This window comes from Desulfofundulus sp. JL263-se (assembly GCF_056316025.1).
This window is the reverse complement of the sequence record NZ_CM149993.1, coordinates 2760189-2784088: the sequence shown is the minus strand read 5'-3', so window position 1 is coordinate 2784088 and position 23900 is coordinate 2760189. Positions and strand designations below refer to the sequence as shown.

Sequence of the window (23900 nt, the reverse complement as noted above, 5' to 3'; positions counted from 1 at the left end):
TTGCACGGCGCCGGGTTTATGCCTTCTGCCCGTACAAGGGCTCTTTCCTTGCGGGGTGATTGTATTGGCTGATAAAATAGTAACCGTTAACAGAAAAGCCCGACATGATTATCAAATTTTGGAAACTTACGAGACCGGGCTGGTTCTTAAAGGAACAGAAGTAAAGTCCTTGCGGGCAGGTAAGGCTAACCTCCAGGATAGTTTTGCCCGCATTGAAAATTCTGAACTTATATTGTATAATATGCACATAAGTCCTTATGAACAGGGAAATCGTTTTAATCACGAGCCCAAGCGCCCGCGGAAGCTATTGATGCATAAGCGGGAGATAATGCGGCTTTTGGGCAAAACCCAAGAAAAAGGGCTTACCCTGATACCGCTAAAGGTGTATTTCCGCGGTGGTTGGGCAAAAGTGGAACTGGCCCTTGCCCGGGGCAAAAAGGTATACGATAAGCGGGAAGCCATTAAAGCCCGGGAGGCCAGGCGAGAAATGGAGCGAGTCATGAAACACCGTTAATTAAATAATTATGGGGGCGATGAGGTTTCGACGGAGGAAGTAGTGGCAGGAGTAGCGAGCCGGGGTTCCACCAGCCCGTAAAACGGTGGATCGGCTATAAGTGCCAACGAAGAGTACGCTCTGGCTGCTTAATTAAACGCAGCCCATCCTGCCCGCCTGGGCCCGCGGGGCGGAGCCAGGGTGTCAAAATTAGCGGGCTTGCCCCAGGGCCGACTCCCGTAAGCCCTGGGGGACGTTCAACGGGATAGCTCCCGCGAAGCCTGGTTGTGGGCGTCAAGGGAGCGAAAAAACAAAACACAACCTGCGCTCGGAGAGGCTCCTGTGGCGCTTCTTTCGGACGGTGGGTTCGACTCCCCCCGCCTCCACCAGGAGAAACTACAGATACCGTGGAAGATAACTCGAAAAAATGAGAACCCCCGTAAGTGCCGTTGTGGCTTGGGGGGTTTTTCTTATTTTTAAAAGCATTGGTGCCAAGGGGAAGTTCCTGTAAGGGCCAGATCGGCTTTTAATTAAAATCACCGCAATAGCTGCCGCACCGGGTGGATGGGAAAAAACATAAACAACCGGGAAAGATATATTGCTGACGAGCGCTTTAGTGGAGAATTATGTTAATACTGAAATATCGTAAAAAATTTAACGCGCCTAAAAGCAGGAAAAAGCTGTATATCTGTTGAACGTATGTATAGAAACTGACTGACCAGTCGCCTGTTGTTTTCAGGAGATGGTTGGCGTCGGTTAAACTTATAGGGAGGGACGATTGATGAACATACTTATCGTCAGCTGTGGCTCTTATACAGCCCAGGGTTACGGGTGTCCGGGCGAGTGGAAGTGTATGAAAGCCGCTGCCGAGCGGGAAGGTAATTTTAGTAACTATGATTCGGTAAAGGTAGTAGGATTCTTGGAGTGTGAATGTCCGGGCCGGCCGCTCATTCCCAATATCGGTTGTGTTAAAAAGAACGTTGATTTCGATGCTGTTCATTTTTCCAGCTGCATGGTCAATGCCTGGCCGGGGTGTCCTTATATGGACTTAGATGAACTGGCCAAAAAGATCGAAGAAAAATTTGGTGTTAAGGTAGTTAAAGGTACTCATAATTATGGTTAAAAATGGAAAGTATTAATATTTTAAGCCCCTTCTTAAAGGGGTTTTTTATTTTTTGTTTCCTTTATTTTTGGTAATTACCACAAACATTATAAAATTTTTTGCCTGCCGGCGGGGCATAATATTAATACTAGTGGGAATATTAATGGTTTTACCTCAATTTATTTCCAGTCTGGAGGTGCAAAAATGAGAAAAGACTTAGTCAAAGCCGTGGCTCACGGAATAATGCCCAAGGACCTCCAGCCTTACGTGAAGCCGGCCCTTGAACAGTTTAAAAATGAAATGGCGGCGGAATTGGGTATGCCCGATTATGACAAGATAGATAAAGGAGAATTGCCAAGCCGCTTGAACGGTAAGGTAGGGGGAAATATGACCCATAAAATGGTGGCCTTCGCCGAGGCCGTTCTGGCTTGGAATTATAAAAAACAGCTGGAAGGTAAAAAAGAGTAAACAGGCGCAGGGGAAAATTACCTGCGCCCTGGTTTTTGTGCGCCCGGCATGGGCGATAACTTGGGGGTGAAAGTCCCCTGCGGGGGTTGGCAGCACCAACCGCTAGCCAACGGCAAGGGTGTCCACGGCGACGTGGAATCCGAAGGAAGCCCGAGGCAAAATCCCGACCCGAGGACCACGAACCGCGGGCGAGGCCGTCATATTCGGGCGAGCCTGCAAGACAAGGCAAAGCCCAATGCTGCCAAGGGGTATGGCGGTAAACGCGGCGGGTGTGGGAGGAAAGTTATCGCTCTTACCCGGGGAGGTCTGCCGGATATGCCCAGCACTCAGAACTTGAGTGCTGGGTAACCCGGGTCGAGAGGCCCGGCTGAACCGGCAGAAGTCAGCAGAGGTCATAGTACCTGCTTCAGACGTCAAAGCAGGGAAGGACCGAACACCAGGTGGAGGGATGAACTTGGCAAGTTCGCGAGACATGCGAAGACAGCAGAAAACTCCAAACGGAGCCTGCCCGCGGGAGGAAGCGGTGAAGCCGCGGGGGACCGCGGGAGGGCCGAGTGTGTCTCCGGCACGACCCGAGGATGCATCCCGCGAAGGAAATGATAACAACCTGCTGGAAGCCATGCTTGCGCGAAGCAACATGCTGGCGGCACTAAAGAGGGTAGAGCAAAACAAAGGAGCCCCCGGGGTAGATGGAGTGACGGTTGAATCCTTCCGTGCCTATCTGCGAGAGAACTGGGAGCGCATACGTAAAGAACTGCTCGCCGGGACCTACAGGCCGCAACCCGTGCGCCGGGTCGAAATCCCGAAACCGGGCGGCGGAGTGCGACTTCTGGGAATCCCAACCTTGATAGACCGCTTAATCCAGCAGGCACTTCTGCAGGTACTGACGCCCATATTCGACCCTGGATTTTCACCCAACAGCTATGGATTCAGGCCCGGGCGTCGCGCGCATGATGCCGTGCGCAAAGCGCGGCAATATGTGCAAGAAGGTTATGAATGGGTAGTGGACATCGACCTGGAGAAATTCTTCGACCAGGTGAACCACGATATCCTCATGGCCAGGGTAGCGCGCAAAGTCAAAGATAAGCGCATACTCAAACTAATCCGGCTATACCTGCAATCCGGGGTCATGGTAAATGGTTTGGTCCTGGTAACGGACGAGGGCACACCACAAGGTGGGCCTCTAAGCCCGCTACTGGCCAACATCATACTTGATGACCTGGACAAAGAGCTGGAGAAGCGGGGACACCGCTTTGTCAGGTATGCTGACGACTGCAACATCTATGTTCGCAGCCGCCGGGCCGGAGAAAGGGTCAAGGCCAGCATAACCGCCTACCTGCAGAAACGGTTAAAACTCAAAGTAAACGAGACCAAGAGCGCGGTAGACCGTCCATGGAAGCGCAAATTCCTTGGTTTTAGCATGTACAAAATCAAGGGGCAAGTGCGCATCCGCCTGGCCCCTCAAACCATCAAGCGGCTGAAGGACAAAATCCGGGAACTAACTTCTCGAAGCAAAAGCATAAGCATGGAAGAACGCATCCAGCGGATTAACCAGTACCTGATGGGTTGGGTAGGATATTTTGCACTGGCCGACATGTCCAACAGATTAATGGATATTGAAGGCTGGTTACGAAGGCGCCTGCGCATGTGCCTGTGGAAACAATGGAAACGGGTTCGCACCCGTTACCGGGAATTGCGGGCCCTCGGTCTCCCGGAATGGGTCGCACACCAGCTGGCGAACACCCGTAAGGGATACTGGCGCATAACCGGCGGCCCATTAAACAATGCCCTGAACACTGCCTACTGGCAGGCCCAGGGCCTCATGAGTTTAACCGAGCGTTATCATTTTATTCGTAGCGCTTGGTGAACCGCCCAGTGCGGACCCGCATGCTGGGTGGTGTGAGAGGACGGGGGTTAATCACCCCCTCCTACTCGATTCCGGCCTTTCTTCGGGTGTTGATTTAATCCGGTATTAAGAGTATCATTGGTTCAGTAAGCCCGGGAAAAACTTATCAGAATATAAAATAAGTGACATAAATCTTTTTAGGTGCCTGTGGGAGGGATAAAGTGAAGGCGGGCGGTATGGAGAGCTTACTGCAAAAAATAAAGGTTCATCCTTCGTACAGGGGGCAGATAGTGCATATTGAGAACCTTCCCGCCCGGGCCCCGCATTATGGGGACTTGAGCCGGCCCCTGCACCCCTTTTTGGAAGAGTTCCTTTCCCGGCAGGGTATAGGCCGGCTTTATACCCACCAGGCAGAGGCCGTAGAAAGGGTGCGCTCGGGCAGAAACGTCGTGGTGGTAACCCCGACGGCATCGGGAAAAAGCATGTGTTATAACTTACCGGTATTGGATTATCTTATTAACCAGCCAGCCGGTTGTGCCCTGTATTTATTCCCCACCAAGGCCCTGGGCCGGGACCAGCTGGCCGGCCTGGCGGAATTTAAAGCACCTGTACAATTGGGCGTTTACGACGGGGATACCCCCGAGGGAGAAAAGAGATTCTTGCGGGATGAGGCTAATATTATTATTACCAATCCGGATATGTTACACAGGGGAATTTTGCCCAATCATCTCCAGTGGTACCGTTTCTTTTCCAACCTCAAATTTGTAGTAATAGACGAATTACATAATTACCGGGGGGTATTCGGAACCCATGTGGCCCATGTCCTTCGCCGCCTGCGGCGGCTCTGCCGCTATTACGGTTCCGATCCGGTGTTCATCTTTTGTTCGGCCACCATTGCCAACCCTGTAGAACATGCTTCCCGGCTGGCTGGCCTGCCTGTGGAATTGGTGGATGACAACGGGGCCCCCCGGGGGGCCATGCGCTTCGTTCTTTGGAAGCCGCCCACCCATACGCCTTATATTCAAGAGGTGGCCTGGTTGCTGTCCCTCTGCCTGGAAAGCGACTTTCGGACCATAGTTTTTGCCAGGGCCAGGCAAACCACGGAGCGCATTCTGCGCTTTACCAGGCGAAATATGAGAGAACCAGGGGAGGTGACCGCCTACCGGGGCGGTTACCTGGCATCAGAGCGGAGGGCTATTGAAGAAGGCCTCTTCAGCGGAAGACTTAAAGGGGTGGTTTCCACCAATGCCCTGGAGCTGGGTATAGATGTGGGAGACCTGGAAGTTTGTATCATTGCCGGTTTTCCCGGCACCATAGCTTCCACCTGGCAGCAGGCCGGCAGGGTAGGTAGAAAAAATAAGGAATCCCTTACCATTTTCATCGGGGTGGAAAACCCCCTGGATCAGCATTTTATCCGCAATACCCGGGCTCTCTTTTCCAGTCCCAGCGAAAGGGCCCTCATTGACCCTGCAAATCCTTACCTCCTGCTGGGGCATGTTTTATGCGCGGCCCACGAACTCCCGGTAACTCCTGAAGACTACTTCCTTTGGGATGAAATTTTCCAGGACCTCCTGGTACTCCTGGAGGAAGACGGGGATATTATTTATTCCGGTGGAAGTTATTACTATAACGGGCAAACTTACCCGGCGGAAAGAGTCAACTTGAGATCCGGCTCATCGGAGCCGGTGCAGCTGCGGGATGCAGGAAAGGGCAGCCGCCTGATAGAAGTGCTGGACGGGTATTCAGCCACGTCCCAGGCGTACCCGGGGGCGGTCTATATGCACCAGGGGGAAACCTTCGTGGTAAAAAATTTGGACCTTGAGAAGAGTACGGCTTTTATGGAGCAGCAGGACGTTGGTTATTACACCATGTGCGGCAGGGAAAAGTCTACGGAGATTCTGTCAGTGGACCGGGAAAAGGAATTAAACGGCCACAGTCTTTATACCGGGCAGCTGCGGGTCAGAACCAGGGTAACCGGGTATGTGAAAAAAGAGGAACATACCGGGCGGGTTATTGGCGGCGGAAAACTGGACCTGCCGGAACAGGTTTTGGAAACTACGGGAATGTGGGTTGTTTTCAGCGGGGAAGCGGCCGGAATGGCCCAAAAATACAGCCTGCACCTCATGGGAGGGCTGCACGCCACAGAACACGCGGCTATAGGCTTGTTGCCCCTGTTTGCCATGTGCGACCGCAGCGACCTGGGCGGCCTCTCCATTGTGGAACATCCCCAAACCCATGGCCCTACCATATTCATTCACGATACCTGCCCCGGCGGGGTGGGTTTCGGGGAAAGGGCCTTTGATGAGGCGCAGGAACTTTTTGAAGTTACCCTGGAAACCGTTCAGTCCTGTGCATGCACCGACGGCTGCCCGGCGTGCATCCATTCACCCAAGTGTTCCAATTTTAACCGCCCTTTGGACAAAGAGGGGGCCGTTATGCTCTTGCACCTGCTCCTGGGCCGGGAGTATCGGCCGCGGGACGGTGTGGAAAAGAGCGGGGTAATGGATGCAAAGGTCCGGGAGCGCTTAAAGAGGTTTGCAAAGAATTTGCGGTAAAGTAAGGTGAAAAGATGAGCCTTTTTGACCGGCTGAATAAAATAAAAGGCCGGAAACAGCCTGCCAATAAACCGGAACCCAAATCCCCGGGGACCGTCCCCGGCGGCAGGAAAATCTGCTCGCCCATGGGAGAATGTGTATTACTGGAGGAAGTATGCCCCGGCGGCTTTCCTTTTCCTGAAAGTAAAGCCGGGATCCTTAAGGCCAATTTAAAACTGCTCCGGGGAGTTGGTCCCGTAAACGAAGAGAGATTAAAGGAACAAGGATATTGCTCCATTGAGCAATTAGTTAAGCACCCCCGCTGGGGGGAACACGCCAGGCGGATATTGGGCCTTATAAGAGGGGCTCGGGCCCGGGAACTCCGGGAACTGGGGGCTGAAGACTGGGAATTGCTTTCCCTTTTCAAGCCCGAGGATGTTGTTTTCCTCGATATAGAATCCACCGGGCTCTGGGCCAGCCAGCCCCTTTTTCTGGTGGGAATGTTATATTGCCGGCCGGGCAGCCTGGTGGTGGAACAATATTTTGCCCGACATTACCGGGAAGAAAGGGCTGTCCTGGAGGCCGTGAACCGGGTGCTGAAAAGGTTTAAAGTTGTTGTTACATATAACGGCAAGCGATTTGACCTGCCTTACATAACCGGGCGTGCTGTGGCAAACCGCCTTTATTATACATACCAACATTACCATGTGGACCTTCTCTACCACGCGCGGAAGCATTTAAAGTACCTGTTACCTGATTGCCGGCTGGTAACACTGGAAGAACACCTTCTTGACTTTCGCAGGGAAGGGGATATTCCCGGGTACCTAATACCTGAAACATACCATCGTTTCGTGCAGACCGGGGATTTTAACCTGATCCGTCCCGTACTGGAACACAACAAGCTGGATCTCCTGGCCATGACCCGGCTGTTTCACCTGGTTGATCCCCGGTGGACAGCCGGGGCCGCACTGGCCCGGGCCCAGGCAGCCCCGGCTAAAAGTACTGGCCGATTACTCTGAAAATATCCAGGGTGCGTAAAATGCCCACAGGTTTGCCGTCTTTCAGCACGGGCAGGGAATTTACCTGGTGCCGCAGAAGGGTTATGGCGGCGCTGGCTATATCTGCATCGGTATTTACAGTGGCCAGGGCCAGGGGGCGCATGACATCTTTTACCTTTAACTTTGACTCCTTGCGCAATTTGCGGGTAAAATACCAGCCCCAGGACTCCGTTTTAATATTTATATCTTCATCCAGTTCCCGGAGCCCCACTGCTTTAAGCAGCCCCCTGAGAGTTAATATTCCGGTAAGGCTTCCGTCTTCCCCCAGTACAATAACGCTCCGGTGCCCATACCAGGCCTTTCCGTCACGGTGAAAGGACTGCTGCAAAATCTTTATGGCATCATAAATGGTGGCATTTTCGGAAATGGTTGAGTAATCCTCGATGGGTACCATAATTTCTTTAACTTTTTTGTATACTGGCATATAAATTTATCCCCCCCGTCAGTCCAAAAGTTCGCCGATAAACCAGAAAACATCTATGGTACGGACTATCCCTACCAGTTCTTTATCCCTCATTACCGGTAATGAATTTATCTTATGCTTTACCATTAATTTAATGGCCTCAAATATGTAATTATTTTCTTGCACGGTGACAAGCCTTAAGGGTCGCATTAAATCTTTTACCCTGATATAAAATCGGCCGGATAGTGAAGGTAAAAAAAACAGGCCCGTGGGGTCGCCCTTTAACAGGTGTTCCGTAATATCCTGGATTTTAAAGGCATTAAGTAATCCCTTGAGGGTTAAAATACCAACGGGTATATTCTTTTTATCAAGTACCAGGAGTGATTGAAAGCCGTACCAGGTTCCGTCTTTTTCATGGAAGAAATTTTTCAGGATTTCTACTGCTTCAGCTATCCGGGCTTCTTGCCGGATTTGAGGATAGTCACTCACCGGAACCATTATGTCGCGGACGGTTTTTGCAAGGTACAAAAGTATCACCTGCCCCTAAAAAACGGGTGTTGGAGGTTAGAAGTTAGAGGTTAGCCCTGCAGGTTAGAGCTTTGGGATTTTTAAAAAATTCGAAACGGTGGTGGTAAATATAGAGGGTGGTTTAAAACACCTGCCTTGTATTTTGGAATATGGTATTCAATTGAAAAATAAATTTCCCTCCAACAACATAAAAATCGTGTTAATTTTAAAGCAAAAAATTCCGGTTTCTTTTTAAAAAGAAACCGGATTTTTTTAGTTCCCTATATTATTTATAATCCAGTTCAAGAGAAGGGTAAGAACTGCTAAAATGCCGACAACCGGTCCTTTAACGCTTCCTTTTATAAACTCGCACTTCGCCAGCTCCGCCTGAAAAAAAGGTTCCTGGAGATTTCTTTCCATCCAGTTTTTTTCTCTTCCTTTCACCCCGAAAACATCTCCTTTCTTCCAGGGATCCCCCCTCAGAAAAAGTTTAAAAAAATAACAGTGCAAAATAAATGCCAGGCGGTAAGAAGTGAGAAGGGGCTATAATGGTAATATTTTTTTTTCATTTGCACCGGCAAAAGTGGTGAAAATTCAAACAACCGGACGAGTATGCGGTGCCTTTAAATAAAGAAATAATGTTTCAGGCTTTACTTATACACCAGCCATATTTGACAGGCTGTTTGTGGGGTGTTGAAAATCTGGTCACTTAATTGACCAGATTTTCAACAACGATAGGGGGGCGAATTTAAAAAAATGCCCGTTTACCGGGCTTTTTTCTTTTGTGAAAACTGGCACGCCCATTGCTCATTATAAAAGTAGCAGCTTTCAACAGGTATTAATGCGGGGAGGGATGTGTTGTTTAGCACTAAATAGTACTAACTGCTTTAATTTGAGATAAAAGGGGGGGATGAGACTTGGCGCAATCAAATAAAACGCCTGAATCCCAAAAAGCAGGGCTTGTCAAATCATTAATATACGGAGTTCTTGCAGTTGCTTTGTACTTTATGGTATTTACCCATTCTAAATTTATCCTTGACGTAATATTTAGCAGGCAATTTCAAGCACCGGCACTAGTAATAGCCATTGTATTGCTTGCTTCCGGGCTTTACGGGACAGCGGCCAATAAATTTTTCAAGCACACATTGGAGAAAAGGCTGGAATCTCAGCTAACCAGGGAGGAGTGATTTGATGGGCGGTGAAATTCCGGTAGGGGCGGAGGTCGTTAAGGCTATCGCGTTGACGCCCAAAATGGCCTTGGAAATAGCAGGAATAGGGCTCCTGGGAGGTACGCTCAGCGGTTTTTTAGGAAGCGGTGGAGCTTTCATTATGACCCCGGCCATGATGAGCCTGGGGATTCCCGGCATTATGGCCGTGGCCGCCAACATCACGCATAAATTCGGTAAGGCCATCCAGGGGGCGAAGAAGCACAGGGAGTTTGGCAACGTCGATATGAGGATGGGCCTGATAATGTTTTTAGCCTTGTTTGCCGGGGTAAAGCTGGCGGTTATGGTTAACACCGGCGTGGTCAAGAAATTGGGTGAGGCCGGCTCTAACCTCTATATCAGTGCATTCTTTGTGGTTGTGTTAACTTTCTTAACCCTTTTTATGGCCAGGGATATAATACGGTACAAAAAGGGAATTGTGGATGACGGGTCAGGAGGAGGAATTGCCGAAAAGATCAGAAACCTTAACTTGCCCCCCATAGTACATTTCCCTGTGGCCAAAACAAAGGTATCCCTCTGGATTGCCTTATTTGTGGGCTTGGCAACAGGTTATCTGGCGGGTACAATAGGAGTAGGGGGGTTTATCGGGGTCCCGGCCATGATTTACCTGTTGGGATGCTCTACTTACGTGGCCGCCGGCACCGAGTTGTTCCTGGCCATCTTCTCCGGGGCCCAGGGTGCTTATTTATATGCCATTAACGGGTTTACGGATGTAAGAATCACTCTTTTACTTTACTTGGGTTCATTAATCGGTATCCAGATTGGTGCCATAGGAACGCGTATTGTCAGGGGTTACCAAATCAAACTTGTTATGACGTGCATTATTGCCATGGTTGCCTTCAGCCGGGCGGTAATGATTCCAAGCTATCTTTCAAAGCTGGGCTATGTGGCCATTGGAGAGGGTACTGTTAGTATTTTAAGCCTGTTAAGCAATATTTTTCTCTTTGGCAGTGGAATTATCGGTGTCTTGATTATTTTCACCTGGATGTACCGGGCCCTGCGCCGGGCAGGTAAAGGTATGCCGGCCCAGGAAAGCCAGGCGGAGGCCATGTCCTCTCACTAAGGATTTTTGGCGTAAGTAACGAACATCGTATGCCGCGGCTTTGCCGCGGCATACCATATTCTATAATGTCTTATAACAAAAAATTGCGGAGCTTAAAACCAGATTAAGGGGCGGTAGAAATGACAGAGAAGGAATTTCTTGTTAAGTTTTCTCGCCTTAAGCAAGAGTTCCTTGAAAAAACCCCGCGCTCGGCCGGGAGGCCGAAAGGAATCAGGAGAAAAGTACTGGAAAGTTTCGAGCGCTGGCTGGAATTAAGGGCGAAAACCAAAAAAAGTGCCGGTACCGTTCCTTTGGGTGAATTTTTGGATGAAGTAATTAATGTTACAGGCAAACTCTTAGAGGCCCATAATATTAAAATTTCCTACCCGCTGCCGGTTTTTAAAGAATCCAAGCGCTGTATCAGGGTTTTTGAAAATTCTTCCGTGTTTTACCGGATAGGTAAGGTCAAGCCCAGGAAAGGTTTAAATAAAGGACAGATTTTGTTGGTAATCGAGTTAGTGATGGATGGAAACAAAAAGACAGTATTCCTTCCTTTATTAAAGATGAAAGAGGAAATCGAAAGGAAACTGGGGGACGATTTATTCCGGGAACTTCCCCAGACAGAATCTACGGGAAGGTACAGGCTGAAAAGGTTTTTGCCTTACAGCATGGTTGAGACCTATGATGTTCAAGGTGTGTCCCGGGCCCTGGCGGACTTTATTTTGGCTACAGTTCCCAGCCTTGAAAAGTTGGGGCTGAGTAGGAATACCTGATGTGCACGGATAAATATAAGTAAAAAATCAACAATCCGTATTGGGGGCAGCAGCATGTTCAAGTCCAGTTTCGGCAACAGGTTATTTTTATTTACGGTAATATTACTGATTTTGCCCGTACTCCTGACGGGGTACATGTTGCAAATTATAAGAAACAGTGAACTTTCCTTGCTGGAACAGCAAAAGGCAAAACTAAACCATGCCGCTTACCTGTTTGAGCAGCAGCTGGGGGGAAGCCTGGACGACTACCTGGCCCGGAAAGGGGTATTGCAAAAGAGTAAATATGAACAAATGGAAGTTATACACCGGCGCGTCGCAAAAATTATACAAAATTTAAATAAAGATTACCCGGAACTGCACATCGGTATTTATTATAAAAGGCTGGATGTATTTTTTGACGGGTCGGGGCGTTTTTCGGAAAACTATTCTCGCAGGAGGAAAGAGAACTTTAACCAGGTTCTTTCATCGGGCCAATCCTTAATTAACAACATGGGAGGAGAGGAAAAGGCCTGGTATGAAATATATAAGCCCTTTTCTCCCAACGGCAAGTTGGAAGGTGTGATCCGTGTTGCCGAAAACCTCGCGGAAACCGGTTACTACGGTAAGCGGAAAAAGGTGGAAAACACTGTTTATTCTATAATTGTTATGACCGTTATGCTGGGACTGGGCGGCTCCCTGCTCATGTTCAGGCAATTTGTCAATCACGTGAATAATGTTAAAGAAGGGGTAGAACAGCTGAAGCGCGACTTAAGGCTTACTTTGCCTCCTGCTCCCGGAGAGTTGGGCGTTATTGTAAATGCGGTAAATGACCTGGCCAAAAAGATTTTAGAGCTGAATGTTTATAATGATACGATGCTCGCCACTATTGAAGATGCACTGCTGGTGGTGGACGTTAACGGGCGCGTTGTTATAGCCAACCGCGCGGCCCAAAAATTATTGGGACTGCCCGGGGAGTACAAAGATAGGCTGTACACTGAAATATTACCTCATAATTCACCCTTTGCAACCCTTTTGAAGGAGACCTTGCGGGACGGGGCCAGGCATACCGACTTAAATGTTAGTTGGGCGTCGCCTAAAGGAATTCTTGAGTTAATTATAAGTACTGATATTTTAAAAACTGAGCACGGGATTATAGGGGCTGTTCTCTGCTGTCGCGACATTACCGAGCGTAAGAAGCTGGAAGAGCAGGTGCACCGCCAGGAAAGGCTGGCCGCCCTGGGTAAGCTGGTGGCCGGTGTGGCCCATGAAATACGTAATCCTTTAACTTCAATAAGCTGTTATATCCAACACTGGCAGAATGACAAGAAACCTTCCGCCAGGGCACTGGCTACCATAAGCCGGGAAATAGCCCGGCTGGACGAACTGGTCAACCAGTTATTATATTTTTCCAAGCCGGCGGAAGCAAAATTTGCTTACCATGATATTAATCTGGTGATTAACGAGGTGCTGGGGTTTTTTACGGAAATTCACCAGGGCAAATTTAACGTGGTAAAAACCTTTGATCATTCATTGCCCCGTGCCTGGATTGACCGGGAACAGATACAGCGGGTTCTTTCCAACGTTTTGTTTAATGCCCTGCAGGCAATGCCCCAGGGCGGTACGATAAAAATAAAAACTTCCCGGTCAAACGGTTTTATTCGCATAGATATAACAGATACGGGATGCGGGATTGCCCAGGAACACCTGGTCCATTTATTTGATCCCTTTTATTCGGCCCGTCCCCAGGGTACGGGACTCGGTCTGGCCATTGCCCACGAGATTATTCAGGCTCACGGCGGGCACATTGAAGTGGAAAGTGAAGTAGGGAAAGGTACAACCATTTCCCTGTATGTAAAGGCCGGGGAGGTGGATTAATTATGTCCGCCAAAACAGTGCTGGTGGTGGATGATGAGGTAAGCGTACAGGAGGCTTTAAAAGATATTCTTGAGGATAACGGCTATCGGGTTGAACTGGCTTCCACCGGGAAAGAAGGATTGAAGAAGATAGATGCAATAAAGCCGGATGTGGTATTACTGGACCTTCGCATGCCCGGTATGGACGGCATAGAGGTTCTGAACGTTATTAATAATAAAGGGATAAGACTTCCGGTTATTTTAATCACCGCCTATGGCAGTACCTCAAATACTATAAAGGCTATGAAATTGGGGGCATTTGATTTTATTACAAAACCTTTGAAGTTGGATAAGCTTCTGGCTTTGGTGGAAAAGGCCGCTGATGCCAGTGAGATGTACCTGGAGGCCGAGGAAGAATCGCTGGATGATTATGAAATTGATCCCAATAATATGATTGGCATGTCACCTGTTATGCAGGAGGTGTATAAAACCATCGGGAGAGTGGCGGACAGTACCGCCACAGTATTAATCAGGGGAGAGAGCGGCACCGGCAAAGAGCTAGTGGCCCGGGCTATTCATTATAACAGCTATCGAAAGGATTATCCCTTTATAAAAATAAATTGTGCCTCTATTCCCGAAAACCTGCTGGAAAGCGAGCTTTTTGGCTATGAAAAAGGTGCTTTTACGGGCGCCACGGCAAGGAAGCCCGGTAAATTCGAACTGGCTCATAAAGGAACCATATTTTTGGATGAGATAGGAGAAATGGCACCTTCCACCCAGGCCAAATTATTGCGCGTTTTACAGGAAATGGAATTTGAAAGGGTGGGGGGAACCGAGCTCATCAAGGTGGATGTGCGGGTAATTGCAGCCACCAACAAAAACCTGGAAGAGTCAATAGAACGGGGTGAATTCAGGGAGGATCTTTTTTACCGGCTTAATGTTATTGAAATAAAAGTACCGCCGTTGAGGGAAAGGAAAGAAGATATTCCACAGCTGGTGGAGCACATTTGTCGCCAGTGCAGTAAAAAATACGGTAAACCTGTAACGGGACTTTCCCCAGAAGCCCTTGAGGTGCTGAAGCGATATGACTGGCCCGGGAATATACGGGAATTAAAAAATATATGTGAAAGGGCCATTTTAATGGCCGGGGGGCCTGTATTAACAGTGGATGACCTGCCCGAGAATTTGTATAGCCGGAAAGGCAGCTTCAATTTCAGACCGGGAGCATCCCTAAAAGAAATAGTTGCTGAAGTCGAGCGGGAGGTCATATTAAAAGTATTGGAAGAACATAATTGGAATCGCTCTGCCGCCGCCCAGGCCTTGAAAATGAACAGGAGTTCTTTTTATGCGAAGTTAAAGGAATTGGGGATCATGGATTAGACTGCCGGTGCCGTTGCCGTGCTCGTACGACTCCGCGGGTATCACCGACCCGTTTTTTAAGGGGGGAAGGGTATTTATGATTTTAGCCGCAATGAAGTGCGAGCAGCTATCCGCCGCCTTGAGGATAGCCCGCAGCCATTCCGTGGTGGTTTTTGCCACTTTAGACAGGCGGGCACTTGGTAAAGTCAGGGATGCTCGGAATAAAGAAGATACAGAAATACCGGTTTATTTTTATGAGCCGGGGTGAGAGTGCGACAGGAAAGTGGTTGCCGTGGGCAGTCTGGGGCAAATTTGGCTGGATGTTCCCGAGGTGGATAATATGGAAATTCTAGCTCAGGAATTCGAAAAATTTTTCGGCGCCCGGTGGGGGAACGTTATGGTGGGGGGAGATAAGCCCTTCATTTATCACAAGGACTGGGAGGCTTACTTTGCCGTGGCCGGCCTGAGGCCGGTATCCGGCTTGACTCTGTCCGGCTTGTCCCGGCAAGAGGGGAAAAAGGTTTATAACATTCTTATAGGCAGCTGAGATTTGCTTTGAAGGGTTATAAAATAAAAAATTTGACGGGATTAACAGGATGGGCAAAGATTAAATAAAATCTTTTGGGTTTATCTTCTAACACTCTAATTGCTTGGTAACCTCGTAAATCCCGTTAATCCCGCTTAATATAAATTCGACCAACAAAGTTACTTATAAAAAACTGATACTTGTCCGGCTTCTACAATAGATTTTCCTTTACCCAATTTTTTATTTCTTCATTTATGTTGAAGAGGTCACAGTCTTCCAAGCTGCCTCCCTGCTCTTCCACGGCCCGTACCATCATTTCCCGGGGAGGTTGCTTATCCACGGGCTTGGTCTGGCTTATGAATGCACTTACCTTGTACAAGGCCAGTCGGGGTGTTTTATCGTAAACGTCGATAACAAAAGCAAATCCCTTCGGGCGATTTTTAAATTCATTTTTCAGGTCGAAGTCCCAGAGTATCTGATCCTTGATCTCCTTTACGTTTATTTGCCGTTCTTTTAGCTCCATTAAAGTCACTCCTTTTTTAGGATTGGGACTGGATTATACTATAATTTTATAACACGTCCATTATTTTTTCCTTCCTTTTTTGAGGGAATTTTTCTAAGTTATGTTTTACTTATTTCCCTCAAAATTTTTGGGGGAAATTTTCCAAGTTAAGTTTTACTTATTTAAAGATAGTGTTTCCGTGGAAAAATTCCCCCAAAACATAAGCAGGATTTTTGCCACAAATGTAGAAAATGAACTCTCCGGTAATTTGAACATAATTTCGGGAGGTGCGAGACATGCCAATTTTCGAGTATAGATGCAGGAATTGCCAAAAAACTTTTGAAACACTTCAACTGCCGGGCCGTACTGGAAACAGCACCGAATGTCCCGAATGTGGCGGGACAGATTTAGAGAAGCTTATTTCCGTTCCCTTTTTACCCAGTTCCGTAGGTAAGCCGGCCAATGAGGAACCGGCGTCATGCTGCGGTAATAGTCCCGGTGCCGGTGACTGCACTCCCGGTTCATGCTGCGGGAAAGCCGATGAAAAATAAAGGAATTTTTAAACCGGCTATTATGCCGGTTTTATTATTTCCAGGGCGGTTCTCTGCTTGTGAATCATTCGACAGGATTAAAGCCCCTGTAAGGGACCTAATTCAGTATTTTAGCCGGCCAATATTGTTTAAAAATCTTTCTACAGTTTAAAATTAAAATAAATAATCCAGCAGTGACAAATTTAAGGGGGCTGGTAGAGTGAAGAAAAAATTAGCCCGCGATATTATGGTGCCAATAAGTGAATATCCTGCCGTACACGTTACTGCTACCCTGGCGGAAGCAATCAAAACCTTGAAGGATTCATTTCAAACGGATAAAAAGGGTACTATTACCGGCCAGCGTTCACTTTTGGTATTAAATGACGATAACGACCTTGTGGGTATTCTTACCATAAGAACCATATTGAATGCAATAAATGTAAAATCCAGGATTGGTGCTTCTTTAACCCGTCTTTTTGTCAGGGATGTTGTTCAGGACAATGCCATGCTTTTGAACGTGAGGGAGGTTATGCGGCCTGTTTTCAGTAACTGTGTTAATGTGGACGATTCCGTGGAAGAAGCTGCCAGGGTTATGCTGAACGGGAAGATAAACATCATTCCCGTTATGGAAAACGGCAAGGCGGTGGGTATCATAAGGTCCATTGATTTGTTTAATATTATCGGGGAGTTGTTATAATAAGTAAGATCGTAAAAGCCCTGTACTATAATACAGGGCTTTTTAGCTTATGTGGTTTGAGGGCGGGTCGGCACTACGGTGCAATGTGTTCCTGCCTGTAATTGACTCCGGGGTTCCACAGGAGCCAGGTATTTATGCCATGTTTTTCAGTGGCCTCTATTTGGGCCCGGACTTCCTTTCTGCCGTAAGGGGGAGGGCCGAGAGTGAAGGCCTGGAGCCAGGGACGAAGCCTGCAGCCCGTGGTTTCCAGGAGGCGGTCAAAATCATTTAAGGACTTGTCCACAATGCCGTAAGGGTTGGCATTGGGGTTGGCGTACCCGTAATTTCCCGGGCTGTAGTGGGAGGGATAAACCATGGGCGACATGTAATCCAAGTAGAACCCCAGCCTTTCAGGCCTCTGGCCGATTTTCAAGTCGTCCTTGGCGTAACCTGTGAAACCGAAAACAGCAGCGGAGAGTCTTTTATTCCAACCCAGTTCCCGGCGGGCATACCGGAAAAAGTCTCTGATTACTTCTACCCGAGAGCGGTTATCCTCCGAGCCGCAATCGGCGCTCCAGGCTGCTTTCCCCTCCGGGAAGCGTATATAATCGAACTGGACTTCGTCAAAGCCCAGTTCGTACGCCTCTTTGGCCAGGTCCACGTTATACTTCCATACGTCGGGGGAGCGGGGATTTACCCATATACCGCCCCCCAGGGGCTTGCCGTTTGGCATTTTAACCATATATTCCGGCTTTTTTTTTGCCAACACCGGGTCACGGGTGACAACGATGCGGGCTACAGAATAAATGCCGCGGTTCCGGAGTTCCGCAAGCATTTCCCGTATGGGCAAAATGTCTTTGGCTGCCCCTATTTCCCGGGCCAGTTTCACATTGGAGGTGTAACCTATGCGGCCCGATTCATCTTTAACATCCAGCTGGATGGCATTGAGCTGCGTGTTTTCCACCAGGGAAAGGATTTTTTGCCAGCGCTCCCGGGAGGAGGCGTATGAAAAAGTTACGTGTATTCCTTTGGCGTTGGCGGCCTGTTTTTCCTTGGCCGGTGTGCGCCCGGGGTCTTCTTTTTTATAGGTAACCACCTGGAATTCATGATTATCGGGTAACGATTCCTCCCAGCCTTTGGGAATGGAAATTACATCTTTGTTGCCGTCACTTATATAGCGCTGGGGTTCGATTCTGTTCAGCCAGTTAGTCAAGCTGCTTTCGCCGTGATCCTGGAATACCTGGATCCGCTGTATCCGGTAGGGGTCAAAATCCCGGTGGAAAGGGGAAGGGGCGGCGCTCCAGGCCCACCATACCACCCCTAGATGTTGGTATTTTGTTTCCCCGCTTTTACCCTTGATGAGCAATTCATAGGGGTCTGGTATGCCGTCCTGCACGATGGCGAATGTTGCCGGCTTATAACCGGGCAGTACCTCTTGAATATGTTTTTGGAGATTTGCAATTTCTATCTGAATCTGTTGTGCGTCCAAGTTCTTTAAATTGGCGTGGTGGTAGGTATGATTGCCTATTTCGAATCCCCATTCTTTAAGCATTTTTAACTTTTCCTTCCAATATTGGGCTTGTCCTGTTTCCCCTCCAAAGGGAGTTGCATTTACATAAAAAGTGGCCGCGTGACCGAATTCAGGGTGTTTTTCGGCAAAATCTATTAAAATGCCCACGGCACTTTGAGGATCTACCTTGAGTTCTCCGTTTTCTTCCAGCAGGCGGAAGTGGCCGGGAGTGCTGTCATCAAAGGTGATTACTGCCGGCGACTTTCCTGCAGGTATATCTATATTACCTTTCAAGTAGTCGGTCAGGGATATCAGGACATAATTACGGGAATAAAGTTCTTCCAGGTCTTTACGGAAATTTTCCGGGGTTCTGGTCCAGCGTCCTTCCGGGTAACCTATGCGGTGGTATACCAGGACAGGTACCTGTCCCAGTTCGTTTGCCCCCACTTCCCGGGCCTTTTCTTCCTGGCTGATTCCCGGTTCCTGCTTATCCGGCATCCCAGAACCGGCGGCCCCTTGTTCTGCCCTTTTACTTTCTCCTACGGCAAAGGAAAGGCCTGGTGCTCCCCGGTAAATAACCACTGCCAGTAATGCCAGGACCACCAGGCCCAGTATCCCGTAAGCCAGGTATCTTTTTGTCATATATAGTTCCTCCTCGCCGGGTTTAAAACCTATACAGGCTGCTGGATAAAAATAATTCGTTCCAGAAATGTTTCTTTCCTGTTTTTTAAACAAAGATTTTTGAAAATAGCAAAATTACCCGATTTTTTCTTTTGATAACCCCAAAGCCGCGTTCCATTTGACCAATTACCAATTACTAACCACCAGCCACCCAATTTATGGCATGACTACAATGTTAGTGGCCACCGGCCGCTCTTTACCGTCGGAAGGCCGGTTTAAAACCTTGCCTTTATAAACAAAAGTGCTGGAACCCCCGCCGTCCAGGTTATAGGCTTCTACTACTCCCAGCTCAATCAGTTTGATTTGCAGCCTTTCCAGGGTGACGCCGTTGCTCCAGTCAGACTGGCGCCCGTCCACCACGAGCATAATCAAATCGCCGTTACCATATTCCCCCAGTATGGTGCGGGGCTGTTTTTGATGCTGCCACTTCCGGGGTATGTCCACCGGCTTGCGGTCTTTTATTAGTACCGGGACGAAACTTACCCCCTGCCAGGGATTTAATTTCATAAGGTTTTCTTTTTTGTAGAAAACTCCGCCCACCAGTTCCCCTTTCCTGGTCAATCCGGAGAAAAACAAGTTGTCGTGGGAGGGGGAAAAGCCGTTTATAAATTTCCCCTTGATCATGGTATTGCCAATGGGCAGAATATATTTTCTACCGCTTTGATAAACGGGATAAAAGCCGCCGCCATTTATTCCCAATATGGCGCCGGTACGGGCCACCGCCTGGCTGGTGGTTTCGCTTTCTCCCAGCTTGTCCTTGGCCAGCACCACTTTAACGGCACCCGGGTCGAATATTTTCACCTTGGCAATGTAGCCCCGGTAATCCAATTCTTTGAGGGAAAATATTTTTATCTCCACCCGGTCCGACCTGTGTGTTTCGATGGGGGGGCCCAGCCTGGCCAGTATGCGCTTTTCATAGATCTCATCGGAAAGTTTCTTTTGCTCGCGGCTTTTTTGGGCCAGTTCCTGGAGTATGCGCTTTTGTTCCTCGTATTGCCGTTTCTGTTCTTCAATGGTTTGGTGTATAAAACCGACGTTTTGCTGTAAACCTTGTATTTCTTTTTCCACGGACTGTATTGCCGGCTGTAAATCATTCAAAGGCAGCAACATTGGATTTGCATTGGCTGTAAGGCCGAATAAGGCAAGGGCCAGGCCCAAAAAAGGGGCAATGAGTAAAGTTAAAAAGATATTAATTTTCCACATCGCCGGACTCCCTCAATATATATAAGCTTTTTTGCAATTCTTTCAACTGGTTGTCCAATTGTTCAATTTTCTTATTGAGCTCCTGCCTGGTTATATTGGCACTGGACAACGTTTTATCTGTTTCGGCCAGTGCCGATTTTATTTCCTGTATATCCCTGTGAAGGGTATTTAAGCGCTCTTCCAGTGCCCTTACATTCATGGCGTTTGTTTCCTGTATTTCTTTAAAGGAGCGGTCGATGTAATTTTTGGCCAGCAAAAACCCGCCGCATACCAGGGCCGCCCATATAAAAAGGGTAAGGATAATTACAGGCAGGCCGGTGTGCGGGCCCGTTTTTCTTGTTCTTTTTCCCCTTGCAGGTATGGGAGAAGTCATTTGTATCAAACCACCTTTCCATGTTATTTTACATGTAAGATTTTGTGGAACGCCAGTATAATATTACTTAAATGGGTAATTTTTTGTTTAACAAAGGAAAAAAATAATTTTGTGTTGAAGGAAATTTATACCGGGCGTATTATTTTGGTGTGGTAATGACATCAACGGGGAGTAAGGCAATGAAGGATATAACTATAGCGCTGGTGCAAATGGAATCCCGCTTTGGCCGCGTAAAAGAAAACCTGGAGAAAATGCGGGAATTTGTGCGGGAGGCTGCCAAACAGGGTGCGGAAATAATCTGTTTTCCGGAACTTTGTATTCATGGTTATCAGCGGGAAAATGTTCACCGGGTGGCCGAGCCTGTACCGGGCGACAGTTCCCGGGCGGTCAGCGAAATGGCCAAGGAAGCGGGAGTGACCGTTCTGGCCGGCCTGGCCGAAAAGTCCGCCGGTGAAAAACCGTATAACACCCACATAGTGGCCGGGCCCGGTGGAAAGGTACAGAAATACCGGAAAACCCACCTGGGTAAAAGTGAGATGCCCTATTTTACCCCGGATGATTGTTTTCCTGTTTACTTTACTTCCAAGGCCGGTTTTGGCATTGAAATCTGCTGGGAGTTGCATTTTCCCGAAATAAGTACGATATTGTCCCTTAAAGGGGCGGAAATAATTTTTGCTCCCCATGCTTCGCCTACCATAGTGGGGGACCGCAGAAACATCTGGCTAAAGTACCTGGCGGCCCGAGCTTATGATAACTCGGTATTTGTAGCGGCCTGTAACCTGGTGGGAAAGGGCGGGGAAAATCAAAGTTTTTGCGGCGGGGCCCTGATTCTTGATCCCAAAGGGAACGTGGTGGCGGAGGCGTTTAACGACCGGGAGGAACTATTGGTTGCCCGCCTGGATTCAACTTTAATTAATACCATACGCCGCCGGGAGTCGGGGTCCATGCGAAACAGTTTCTTTTTAGACTCTCGCCGGCCCGAACTTTACAAAGAGCTGTTAAGCATATCCCCAAAGGAAAAGTTATAAGAAGCAGGGAATCACACATGCCAAATTTTAGTTTGAACGGGAGTGATTAATGATATGTACATGGAAAAGAGCGACTGGGAAAAGTGCATAGACTTTCACGGGCACTCTTGTCCCGGCCTGGCCATAGGTTACCGCGTGGCCAAGGCCGCCCTGGAAAGGTTGGGTGAAATCCGCTCGGAGGACGAGGAGCTGGTGGCCATAGTGGAAAATGATGCCTGCGGCGTGGATGCCATTATGTTCCTTACCGGCTGTACCCTGGGCAAGGGAAACCTTATTTATCGGGACTACGGCAAGCAGGTTTATACTTTCGCCAGCCGGAAGAGCAAAAAAGCTCTGCGCCTGGCGGTGAAGGACCAAGCCTGGAGGGGACAGGAAAATATGGATCGCGAACAGCGCATGAAAAATATCTTGGAAATGCCTGTGGAAGAGCTTTTAAAAATTGAAACCATTGATATTGAACTACCCTCCAGGGCCCGCATATTTAAATCGATAAGGTGCGCGGAATGCGGCGAGAATGTTATGGAGGCCAGGGCCAGGGTTAAAAACGGTAAAATTGTCTGCATCCCCTGCGCCGGCGAGTATACCCGCGGCTGGTGAAAAGTAGAGGTTAGAAGTTGGAGATAAATATTTTATAAGGGTTTAGAGATAAAGTATGCCTGTAAATCAGGCATACTTTTTTATTTGGAGGAAGGGGCTCTTTGTATATGGTTATAAAAAATTGTTAGCAATCTATGGACTTTAATAAAGAAATTAAATAATAAAAATAAAGGAATTAAATTAAGGTATTCAGAATAATAAAGCCGGGGAGAACGGGGCTGGTGCCTCCCACGGGCTGCAAACCCGCTGGCCGGCCCGCAACCCGGGCCGGGGTCCGGTTCGATTCCGACTTCTCCCCTCCATACGTATTGTGTTGGGAGGTTGTTTTATGCAAAACAAAAAGTTACTGGTGGGTGTTACGGGCGGAGTGATCGGATTTTTGGCAGTTTTACTTGTTAAATATGGAAACCCGCCCAATATGGGTTACTGTATTGCCTGCTTTTTGCGGGATATCAGCGGTGGACTGGGATTTCATAAAGCAGCGCCGGTGCAATATGTGCGGCCGGAGATTTTAGGCATGATTACAGGTGCCTTCGGAGCGGCGCTGTTTTCGAGGGAGTATAAATCAGTGGGCGGTTCCAGTCCTTTAACCAGGTTTTTTCTGGCTTTTGCAGGTATGGTGGGCATGCTTGTTTTTCTGGGGTGTCCCGTACGGGCGGTGCTAAGATTGTCAGGCGGTGATTTAAATGCAATTGTCGGAATTTTAGGTTTAATTACCGGTGTGGGAATGGGGATTTATTTTTTAAACAGGGGGTTTTCCCTGGGCAGGGCAACGGTACAACATAGCATCAACGGTTACATATTTCCTGCGGTAACCTTGCTAATAACAATACTGGTATTATTGGGCGTTCCCGTATTTTACGCCAGCCAGAAAGGTCCCGGCGCCATGCACGCTCCGGGAATCCTGTCACTGGCAGCAGGCATTATTGTAGGAATTTTGGCCCAGCGGTCGCGCTTCTGCATGATTGGAGGAATCAGGGATTTTATTCTGTTTAAGGATATTCACCTGTTAATTGGCTTCTTGGCATTATTCGTAGTTGCCTTAATTGGAAATTTAACCGTTGGTTCATTTAACCCGGGCTTTGCGGACCAGCCGGTGGCCCATGCTGACGGGTTGTGGAACTTCCTGGGCATGACCCTGGCCGGCACCGCTGTTACGCTGTTGGGTGGATGTCCTCTCAGGCAGTTGATTGCCGCTGGAGAGGGTAATACCGACTGCGTTATCACCATTCTGGGCTTTATCGCCGGGGCAGCTTTTGCCCACAACTTTGGTTTGGCTGCCAGTCCTAAAGGGGTTCCCGTGGCCGGGCAGTGGGCCACCGTAATAGGATTAATTTTTGTTTTAGGGATTGGATTTTTCGGTGCCAGACAAGTTGTGGAAACTGGAGGTGTAAGTGTTGAGCAAAGTAGTTGACGCCAGGGGTTTACTCTGTCCCGAGCCGGTACTGCGCACCAAGAAAGTAATTGATAAAATGTCCGGGGGTTCCCTGGAGGTTCTGGTTGATAACCCGGCTGCCAAAGAAAATGTGACCAGGTTATGTGAGAATAAGGGGTGGAAAGTGGTGGTTGCAAAGCAGGGGTTGGATTATATACTTAAAATAACCAAGTGAAAGAAGATAAATAGGGCTGAA

The 23900-nt window shown here is 48.4% G+C and carries 27 protein-coding genes, 1 tRNA gene and 1 other RNA gene; 22 read left to right on the top strand and 7 right to left on the bottom strand.

What is annotated here, in order from left to right; translation table 11 throughout:
* The first annotated feature begins 64 nt into the window (after nt 1-64).
* The 8 genes from smpB (at nt 65) to ACX4JR_RS14430 (ending at nt 7462) form a co-directional block, all read left to right on the top strand.
* Entirely contained in the window at nt 65-514 is a 450-nt protein-coding gene (smpB, locus tag ACX4JR_RS14465) for an SsrA-binding protein SmpB (protein WP_476058715.1), read from the top strand.
* Nucleotides 515-526: 12 nt separating this feature from the next.
* Nucleotides 527-882: a transfer-messenger RNA gene (ssrA, locus tag ACX4JR_RS14460) on the top strand.
* Nucleotides 883-1274: 392 nt separating this feature from the next.
* Entirely contained in the window at nt 1275-1616 is a 342-nt protein-coding gene (locus tag ACX4JR_RS14455) for a CGGC domain-containing protein (protein WP_476058714.1), read from the top strand.
* 183 nt (nt 1617-1799) lie between these two features.
* Nucleotides 1800-2063: a small, acid-soluble spore protein, alpha/beta type gene (locus ACX4JR_RS14450; RefSeq protein ID WP_476058713.1), complete on the top strand. Its 264-nt coding sequence runs from the start codon at nt 1800-1802 to the stop codon at nt 2061-2063.
* A 48-nt stretch (nt 2064-2111) separates the two neighbouring features.
* A complete protein-coding gene (locus ACX4JR_RS14445; protein WP_476058436.1) occupies nt 2112-2411 on the top strand; it encodes a hypothetical protein in 300 nt (99 codons plus the stop codon).
* Between the two features lie 262 nt (nt 2412-2673).
* On the top strand, nt 2674-3930 hold the full coding sequence (gene ltrA / locus ACX4JR_RS14440; protein ID WP_476060484.1) for a group II intron reverse transcriptase/maturase: 1257 nt from the start codon (nt 2674-2676) through the stop codon (nt 3928-3930).
* A 200-nt stretch (nt 3931-4130) separates the two neighbouring features.
* On the top strand, nt 4131-6464 hold the full coding sequence (locus tag ACX4JR_RS14435) for a DEAD/DEAH box helicase (protein WP_476058712.1): 2334 nt from the start codon (nt 4131-4133) through the stop codon (nt 6462-6464).
* 14 nt (nt 6465-6478) lie between these two features.
* Complete coding sequence (locus tag ACX4JR_RS14430) at nt 6479-7462, top strand: ribonuclease H-like domain-containing protein (protein WP_476058711.1); 984 nt, start codon at nt 6479-6481, stop codon at nt 7460-7462.
* On the opposite strand, the gene ACX4JR_RS14425 is transcribed toward ACX4JR_RS14430, so the two are convergent.
* The 3 genes from ACX4JR_RS14425 to ACX4JR_RS14415 all read right to left on the bottom strand — a co-directional run bounded on the left by ACX4JR_RS14425 (nt 7437) and on the right by ACX4JR_RS14415 (nt 8855).
* The gene (locus tag ACX4JR_RS14425; protein ID WP_476058710.1) at nt 7437-7925 is read right to left on the bottom strand and encodes a CBS domain-containing protein; all 489 of its coding nucleotides are present in this window, start codon (nt 7923-7925) and stop codon (nt 7437-7439) included. The genes ACX4JR_RS14430 and ACX4JR_RS14425 overlap by 26 nt on opposite strands.
* 18 nt (nt 7926-7943) lie before the next feature.
* The gene (locus ACX4JR_RS14420) at nt 7944-8432 is read right to left on the bottom strand and encodes a CBS domain-containing protein (RefSeq protein WP_476058709.1); all 489 of its coding nucleotides are present in this window, start codon (nt 8430-8432) and stop codon (nt 7944-7946) included.
* Nucleotides 8433-8684: 252 nt separating this feature from the next.
* The gene (locus tag ACX4JR_RS14415) at nt 8685-8855 is read right to left on the bottom strand and encodes a hypothetical protein (RefSeq protein WP_476058708.1); all 171 of its coding nucleotides are present in this window, start codon (nt 8853-8855) and stop codon (nt 8685-8687) included.
* A 473-nt stretch (nt 8856-9328) separates the two neighbouring features.
* On the opposite strand from ACX4JR_RS14415, the gene ACX4JR_RS14410 reads away from it, so the two are divergent.
* From ACX4JR_RS14410 to ACX4JR_RS14380, 7 genes are all read left to right on the top strand, one after another.
* Nucleotides 9329-9598 carry a hypothetical protein gene (locus ACX4JR_RS14410; RefSeq protein ID WP_476058707.1) on the top strand — a complete coding sequence of 90 codons (270 nt, stop codon included), beginning with the start codon at nt 9329-9331 and terminating at the stop codon, nt 9596-9598.
* 4 nt (nt 9599-9602) lie between these two features.
* Nucleotides 9603-10700: a sulfite exporter TauE/SafE family protein gene (locus tag ACX4JR_RS14405; RefSeq protein ID WP_476058706.1), complete on the top strand. Its 1098-nt coding sequence runs from the start codon at nt 9603-9605 to the stop codon at nt 10698-10700.
* Between the two features lie 119 nt (nt 10701-10819).
* Complete coding sequence (locus ACX4JR_RS14400) at nt 10820-11452, top strand: hypothetical protein (RefSeq protein WP_476058705.1); 633 nt, start codon at nt 10820-10822, stop codon at nt 11450-11452.
* A 54-nt stretch (nt 11453-11506) separates the two neighbouring features.
* Nucleotides 11507-13306: a two-component system sensor histidine kinase AtoS gene (gene atoS / locus ACX4JR_RS14395; protein WP_476058704.1), complete on the top strand. Its 1800-nt coding sequence runs from the start codon at nt 11507-11509 to the stop codon at nt 13304-13306.
* 2 nt (nt 13307-13308) lie between these two features.
* Nucleotides 13309-14664, top strand: a complete 1356-nt coding sequence (locus tag ACX4JR_RS14390; protein ID WP_476058703.1) for a sigma-54-dependent transcriptional regulator — start codon at nt 13309-13311, stop codon at nt 14662-14664.
* Between the two features lie 76 nt (nt 14665-14740).
* Nucleotides 14741-14911 (top strand): hypothetical protein, encoded by a 171-nt coding sequence (locus ACX4JR_RS14385; RefSeq protein WP_476058702.1) that lies wholly within the window; start codon nt 14741-14743, stop codon nt 14909-14911.
* Nucleotides 14912-14926: 15 nt separating this feature from the next.
* Nucleotides 14927-15190: a hypothetical protein gene (locus ACX4JR_RS14380; RefSeq protein WP_476058701.1), complete on the top strand. Its 264-nt coding sequence runs from the start codon at nt 14927-14929 to the stop codon at nt 15188-15190.
* 190 nt (nt 15191-15380) lie between these two features.
* On the opposite strand, the gene ACX4JR_RS14375 is transcribed toward ACX4JR_RS14380, so the two are convergent.
* A complete protein-coding gene (locus ACX4JR_RS14375; protein ID WP_476058700.1) occupies nt 15381-15692 on the bottom strand; it encodes a DVU0772 family protein in 312 nt (103 codons plus the stop codon).
* Between the two features lie 275 nt (nt 15693-15967).
* On the opposite strand from ACX4JR_RS14375, the gene ACX4JR_RS14370 reads away from it, so the two are divergent.
* On the top strand, nt 15968-16222 hold the full coding sequence (locus ACX4JR_RS14370; RefSeq protein WP_476058699.1) for an FmdB family zinc ribbon protein: 255 nt from the start codon (nt 15968-15970) through the stop codon (nt 16220-16222).
* Between the two features lie 199 nt (nt 16223-16421).
* Nucleotides 16422-16898: a CBS domain-containing protein gene (locus tag ACX4JR_RS14365; RefSeq protein ID WP_476058698.1), complete on the top strand. Its 477-nt coding sequence runs from the start codon at nt 16422-16424 to the stop codon at nt 16896-16898.
* 73 nt (nt 16899-16971) lie between these two features.
* On the opposite strand, the gene ACX4JR_RS14360 is transcribed toward ACX4JR_RS14365, so the two are convergent.
* From ACX4JR_RS14360 to ACX4JR_RS14350, 3 genes are all read right to left on the bottom strand, one after another.
* Entirely contained in the window at nt 16972-19029 is a 2058-nt protein-coding gene (locus ACX4JR_RS14360) for a putative glycoside hydrolase (RefSeq protein ID WP_476058697.1), read from the bottom strand.
* A gap of 195 nt (nt 19030-19224) precedes the next feature.
* Entirely contained in the window at nt 19225-20271 is a 1047-nt protein-coding gene (locus ACX4JR_RS14355) for a phosphodiester glycosidase family protein (protein WP_476058696.1), read from the bottom strand.
* Nucleotides 20258-20644 carry a hypothetical protein gene (locus ACX4JR_RS14350; protein WP_476058695.1) on the bottom strand — a complete coding sequence of 129 codons (387 nt, stop codon included), beginning with the start codon at nt 20642-20644 and terminating at the stop codon, nt 20258-20260. Before ACX4JR_RS14350 ends, ACX4JR_RS14355 begins: the two co-directional genes overlap by 14 nt.
* 179 nt (nt 20645-20823) lie before the next feature.
* On the opposite strand from ACX4JR_RS14350, the gene ACX4JR_RS14345 reads away from it, so the two are divergent.
* From ACX4JR_RS14345 to ACX4JR_RS14325, 5 genes are all read left to right on the top strand, one after another.
* Nucleotides 20824-21672 carry a nitrilase family protein gene (locus ACX4JR_RS14345; protein ID WP_476058694.1) on the top strand — a complete coding sequence of 283 codons (849 nt, stop codon included), beginning with the start codon at nt 20824-20826 and terminating at the stop codon, nt 21670-21672.
* 54 nt (nt 21673-21726) lie between these two features.
* Nucleotides 21727-22269 carry an FmdE family protein gene (locus ACX4JR_RS14340; RefSeq protein WP_476058693.1) on the top strand — a complete coding sequence of 181 codons (543 nt, stop codon included), beginning with the start codon at nt 21727-21729 and terminating at the stop codon, nt 22267-22269.
* 205 nt (nt 22270-22474) lie between these two features.
* A tRNA-OTHER gene (locus ACX4JR_RS14335) sits at nt 22475-22571 on the top strand.
* 26 nt (nt 22572-22597) lie between these two features.
* On the top strand, nt 22598-23683 hold the full coding sequence (gene yedE, locus ACX4JR_RS14330; RefSeq protein WP_476058692.1) for a YedE family putative selenium transporter: 1086 nt from the start codon (nt 22598-22600) through the stop codon (nt 23681-23683).
* The gene (locus ACX4JR_RS14325; protein WP_476058691.1) at nt 23664-23879 is read left to right on the top strand and encodes a sulfurtransferase TusA family protein; all 216 of its coding nucleotides are present in this window, start codon (nt 23664-23666) and stop codon (nt 23877-23879) included. The genes yedE and ACX4JR_RS14325 overlap by 20 nt, the downstream gene beginning before the upstream one ends.
* Nucleotides 23880-23900: the final 21 nt, after the last annotated feature.

What these genes read in the sequence shown, in the direction of transcription:
- ACX4JR_RS14360 (WP_476058697.1), bottom strand. Translation starts at nt 19,029, where the DNA reads ATGACAAAAAGATACCTGGCTTACGGGATACTGGGCCTGGTGGTCCTG.
- ACX4JR_RS14340 (WP_476058693.1), top strand. Translation starts at nt 21,727, where the DNA reads ATGTACATGGAAAAGAGCGACTGGGAAAAGTGCATAGACTTTCACGGG.
- ACX4JR_RS14375 (WP_476058700.1), bottom strand. Translation starts at nt 15,692, where the DNA reads ATGGAGCTAAAAGAACGGCAAATAAACGTAAAGGAGATCAAGGATCAG.
- ACX4JR_RS14445 (WP_476058436.1), top strand. Translation starts at nt 2,112, where the DNA reads ATGGGCGATAACTTGGGGGTGAAAGTCCCCTGCGGGGGTTGGCAGCAC.
- ACX4JR_RS14345 (WP_476058694.1), top strand. Translation starts at nt 20,824, where the DNA reads ATGAAGGATATAACTATAGCGCTGGTGCAAATGGAATCCCGCTTTGGC.
- ACX4JR_RS14405 (WP_476058706.1), top strand. Translation starts at nt 9,603, where the DNA reads ATGGGCGGTGAAATTCCGGTAGGGGCGGAGGTCGTTAAGGCTATCGCG.
- ACX4JR_RS14455 (WP_476058714.1), top strand. Translation starts at nt 1,275, where the DNA reads ATGAACATACTTATCGTCAGCTGTGGCTCTTATACAGCCCAGGGTTAC.
- ACX4JR_RS14370 (WP_476058699.1), top strand. Translation starts at nt 15,968, where the DNA reads ATGCCAATTTTCGAGTATAGATGCAGGAATTGCCAAAAAACTTTTGAA.
- ACX4JR_RS14430 (WP_476058711.1), top strand. Translation starts at nt 6,479, where the DNA reads ATGAGCCTTTTTGACCGGCTGAATAAAATAAAAGGCCGGAAACAGCCT.
- ACX4JR_RS14400 (WP_476058705.1), top strand. Translation starts at nt 10,820, where the DNA reads ATGACAGAGAAGGAATTTCTTGTTAAGTTTTCTCGCCTTAAGCAAGAG.
- ACX4JR_RS14350 (WP_476058695.1), bottom strand. Translation starts at nt 20,644, where the DNA reads ATGACTTCTCCCATACCTGCAAGGGGAAAAAGAACAAGAAAAACGGGC.
- ACX4JR_RS14355 (WP_476058696.1), bottom strand. Translation starts at nt 20,271, where the DNA reads ATGTGGAAAATTAATATCTTTTTAACTTTACTCATTGCCCCTTTTTTG.
- ACX4JR_RS14385 (WP_476058702.1), top strand. Translation starts at nt 14,741, where the DNA reads ATGATTTTAGCCGCAATGAAGTGCGAGCAGCTATCCGCCGCCTTGAGG.
- atoS (WP_476058704.1), top strand. Translation starts at nt 11,507, where the DNA reads ATGTTCAAGTCCAGTTTCGGCAACAGGTTATTTTTATTTACGGTAATA.
- ACX4JR_RS14425 (WP_476058710.1), bottom strand. Translation starts at nt 7,925, where the DNA reads ATGCCAGTATACAAAAAAGTTAAAGAAATTATGGTACCCATCGAGGAT.
- yedE (WP_476058692.1), top strand. Translation starts at nt 22,598, where the DNA reads ATGCAAAACAAAAAGTTACTGGTGGGTGTTACGGGCGGAGTGATCGGA.
- ACX4JR_RS14450 (WP_476058713.1), top strand. Translation starts at nt 1,800, where the DNA reads ATGAGAAAAGACTTAGTCAAAGCCGTGGCTCACGGAATAATGCCCAAG.
- ACX4JR_RS14390 (WP_476058703.1), top strand. Translation starts at nt 13,309, where the DNA reads ATGTCCGCCAAAACAGTGCTGGTGGTGGATGATGAGGTAAGCGTACAG.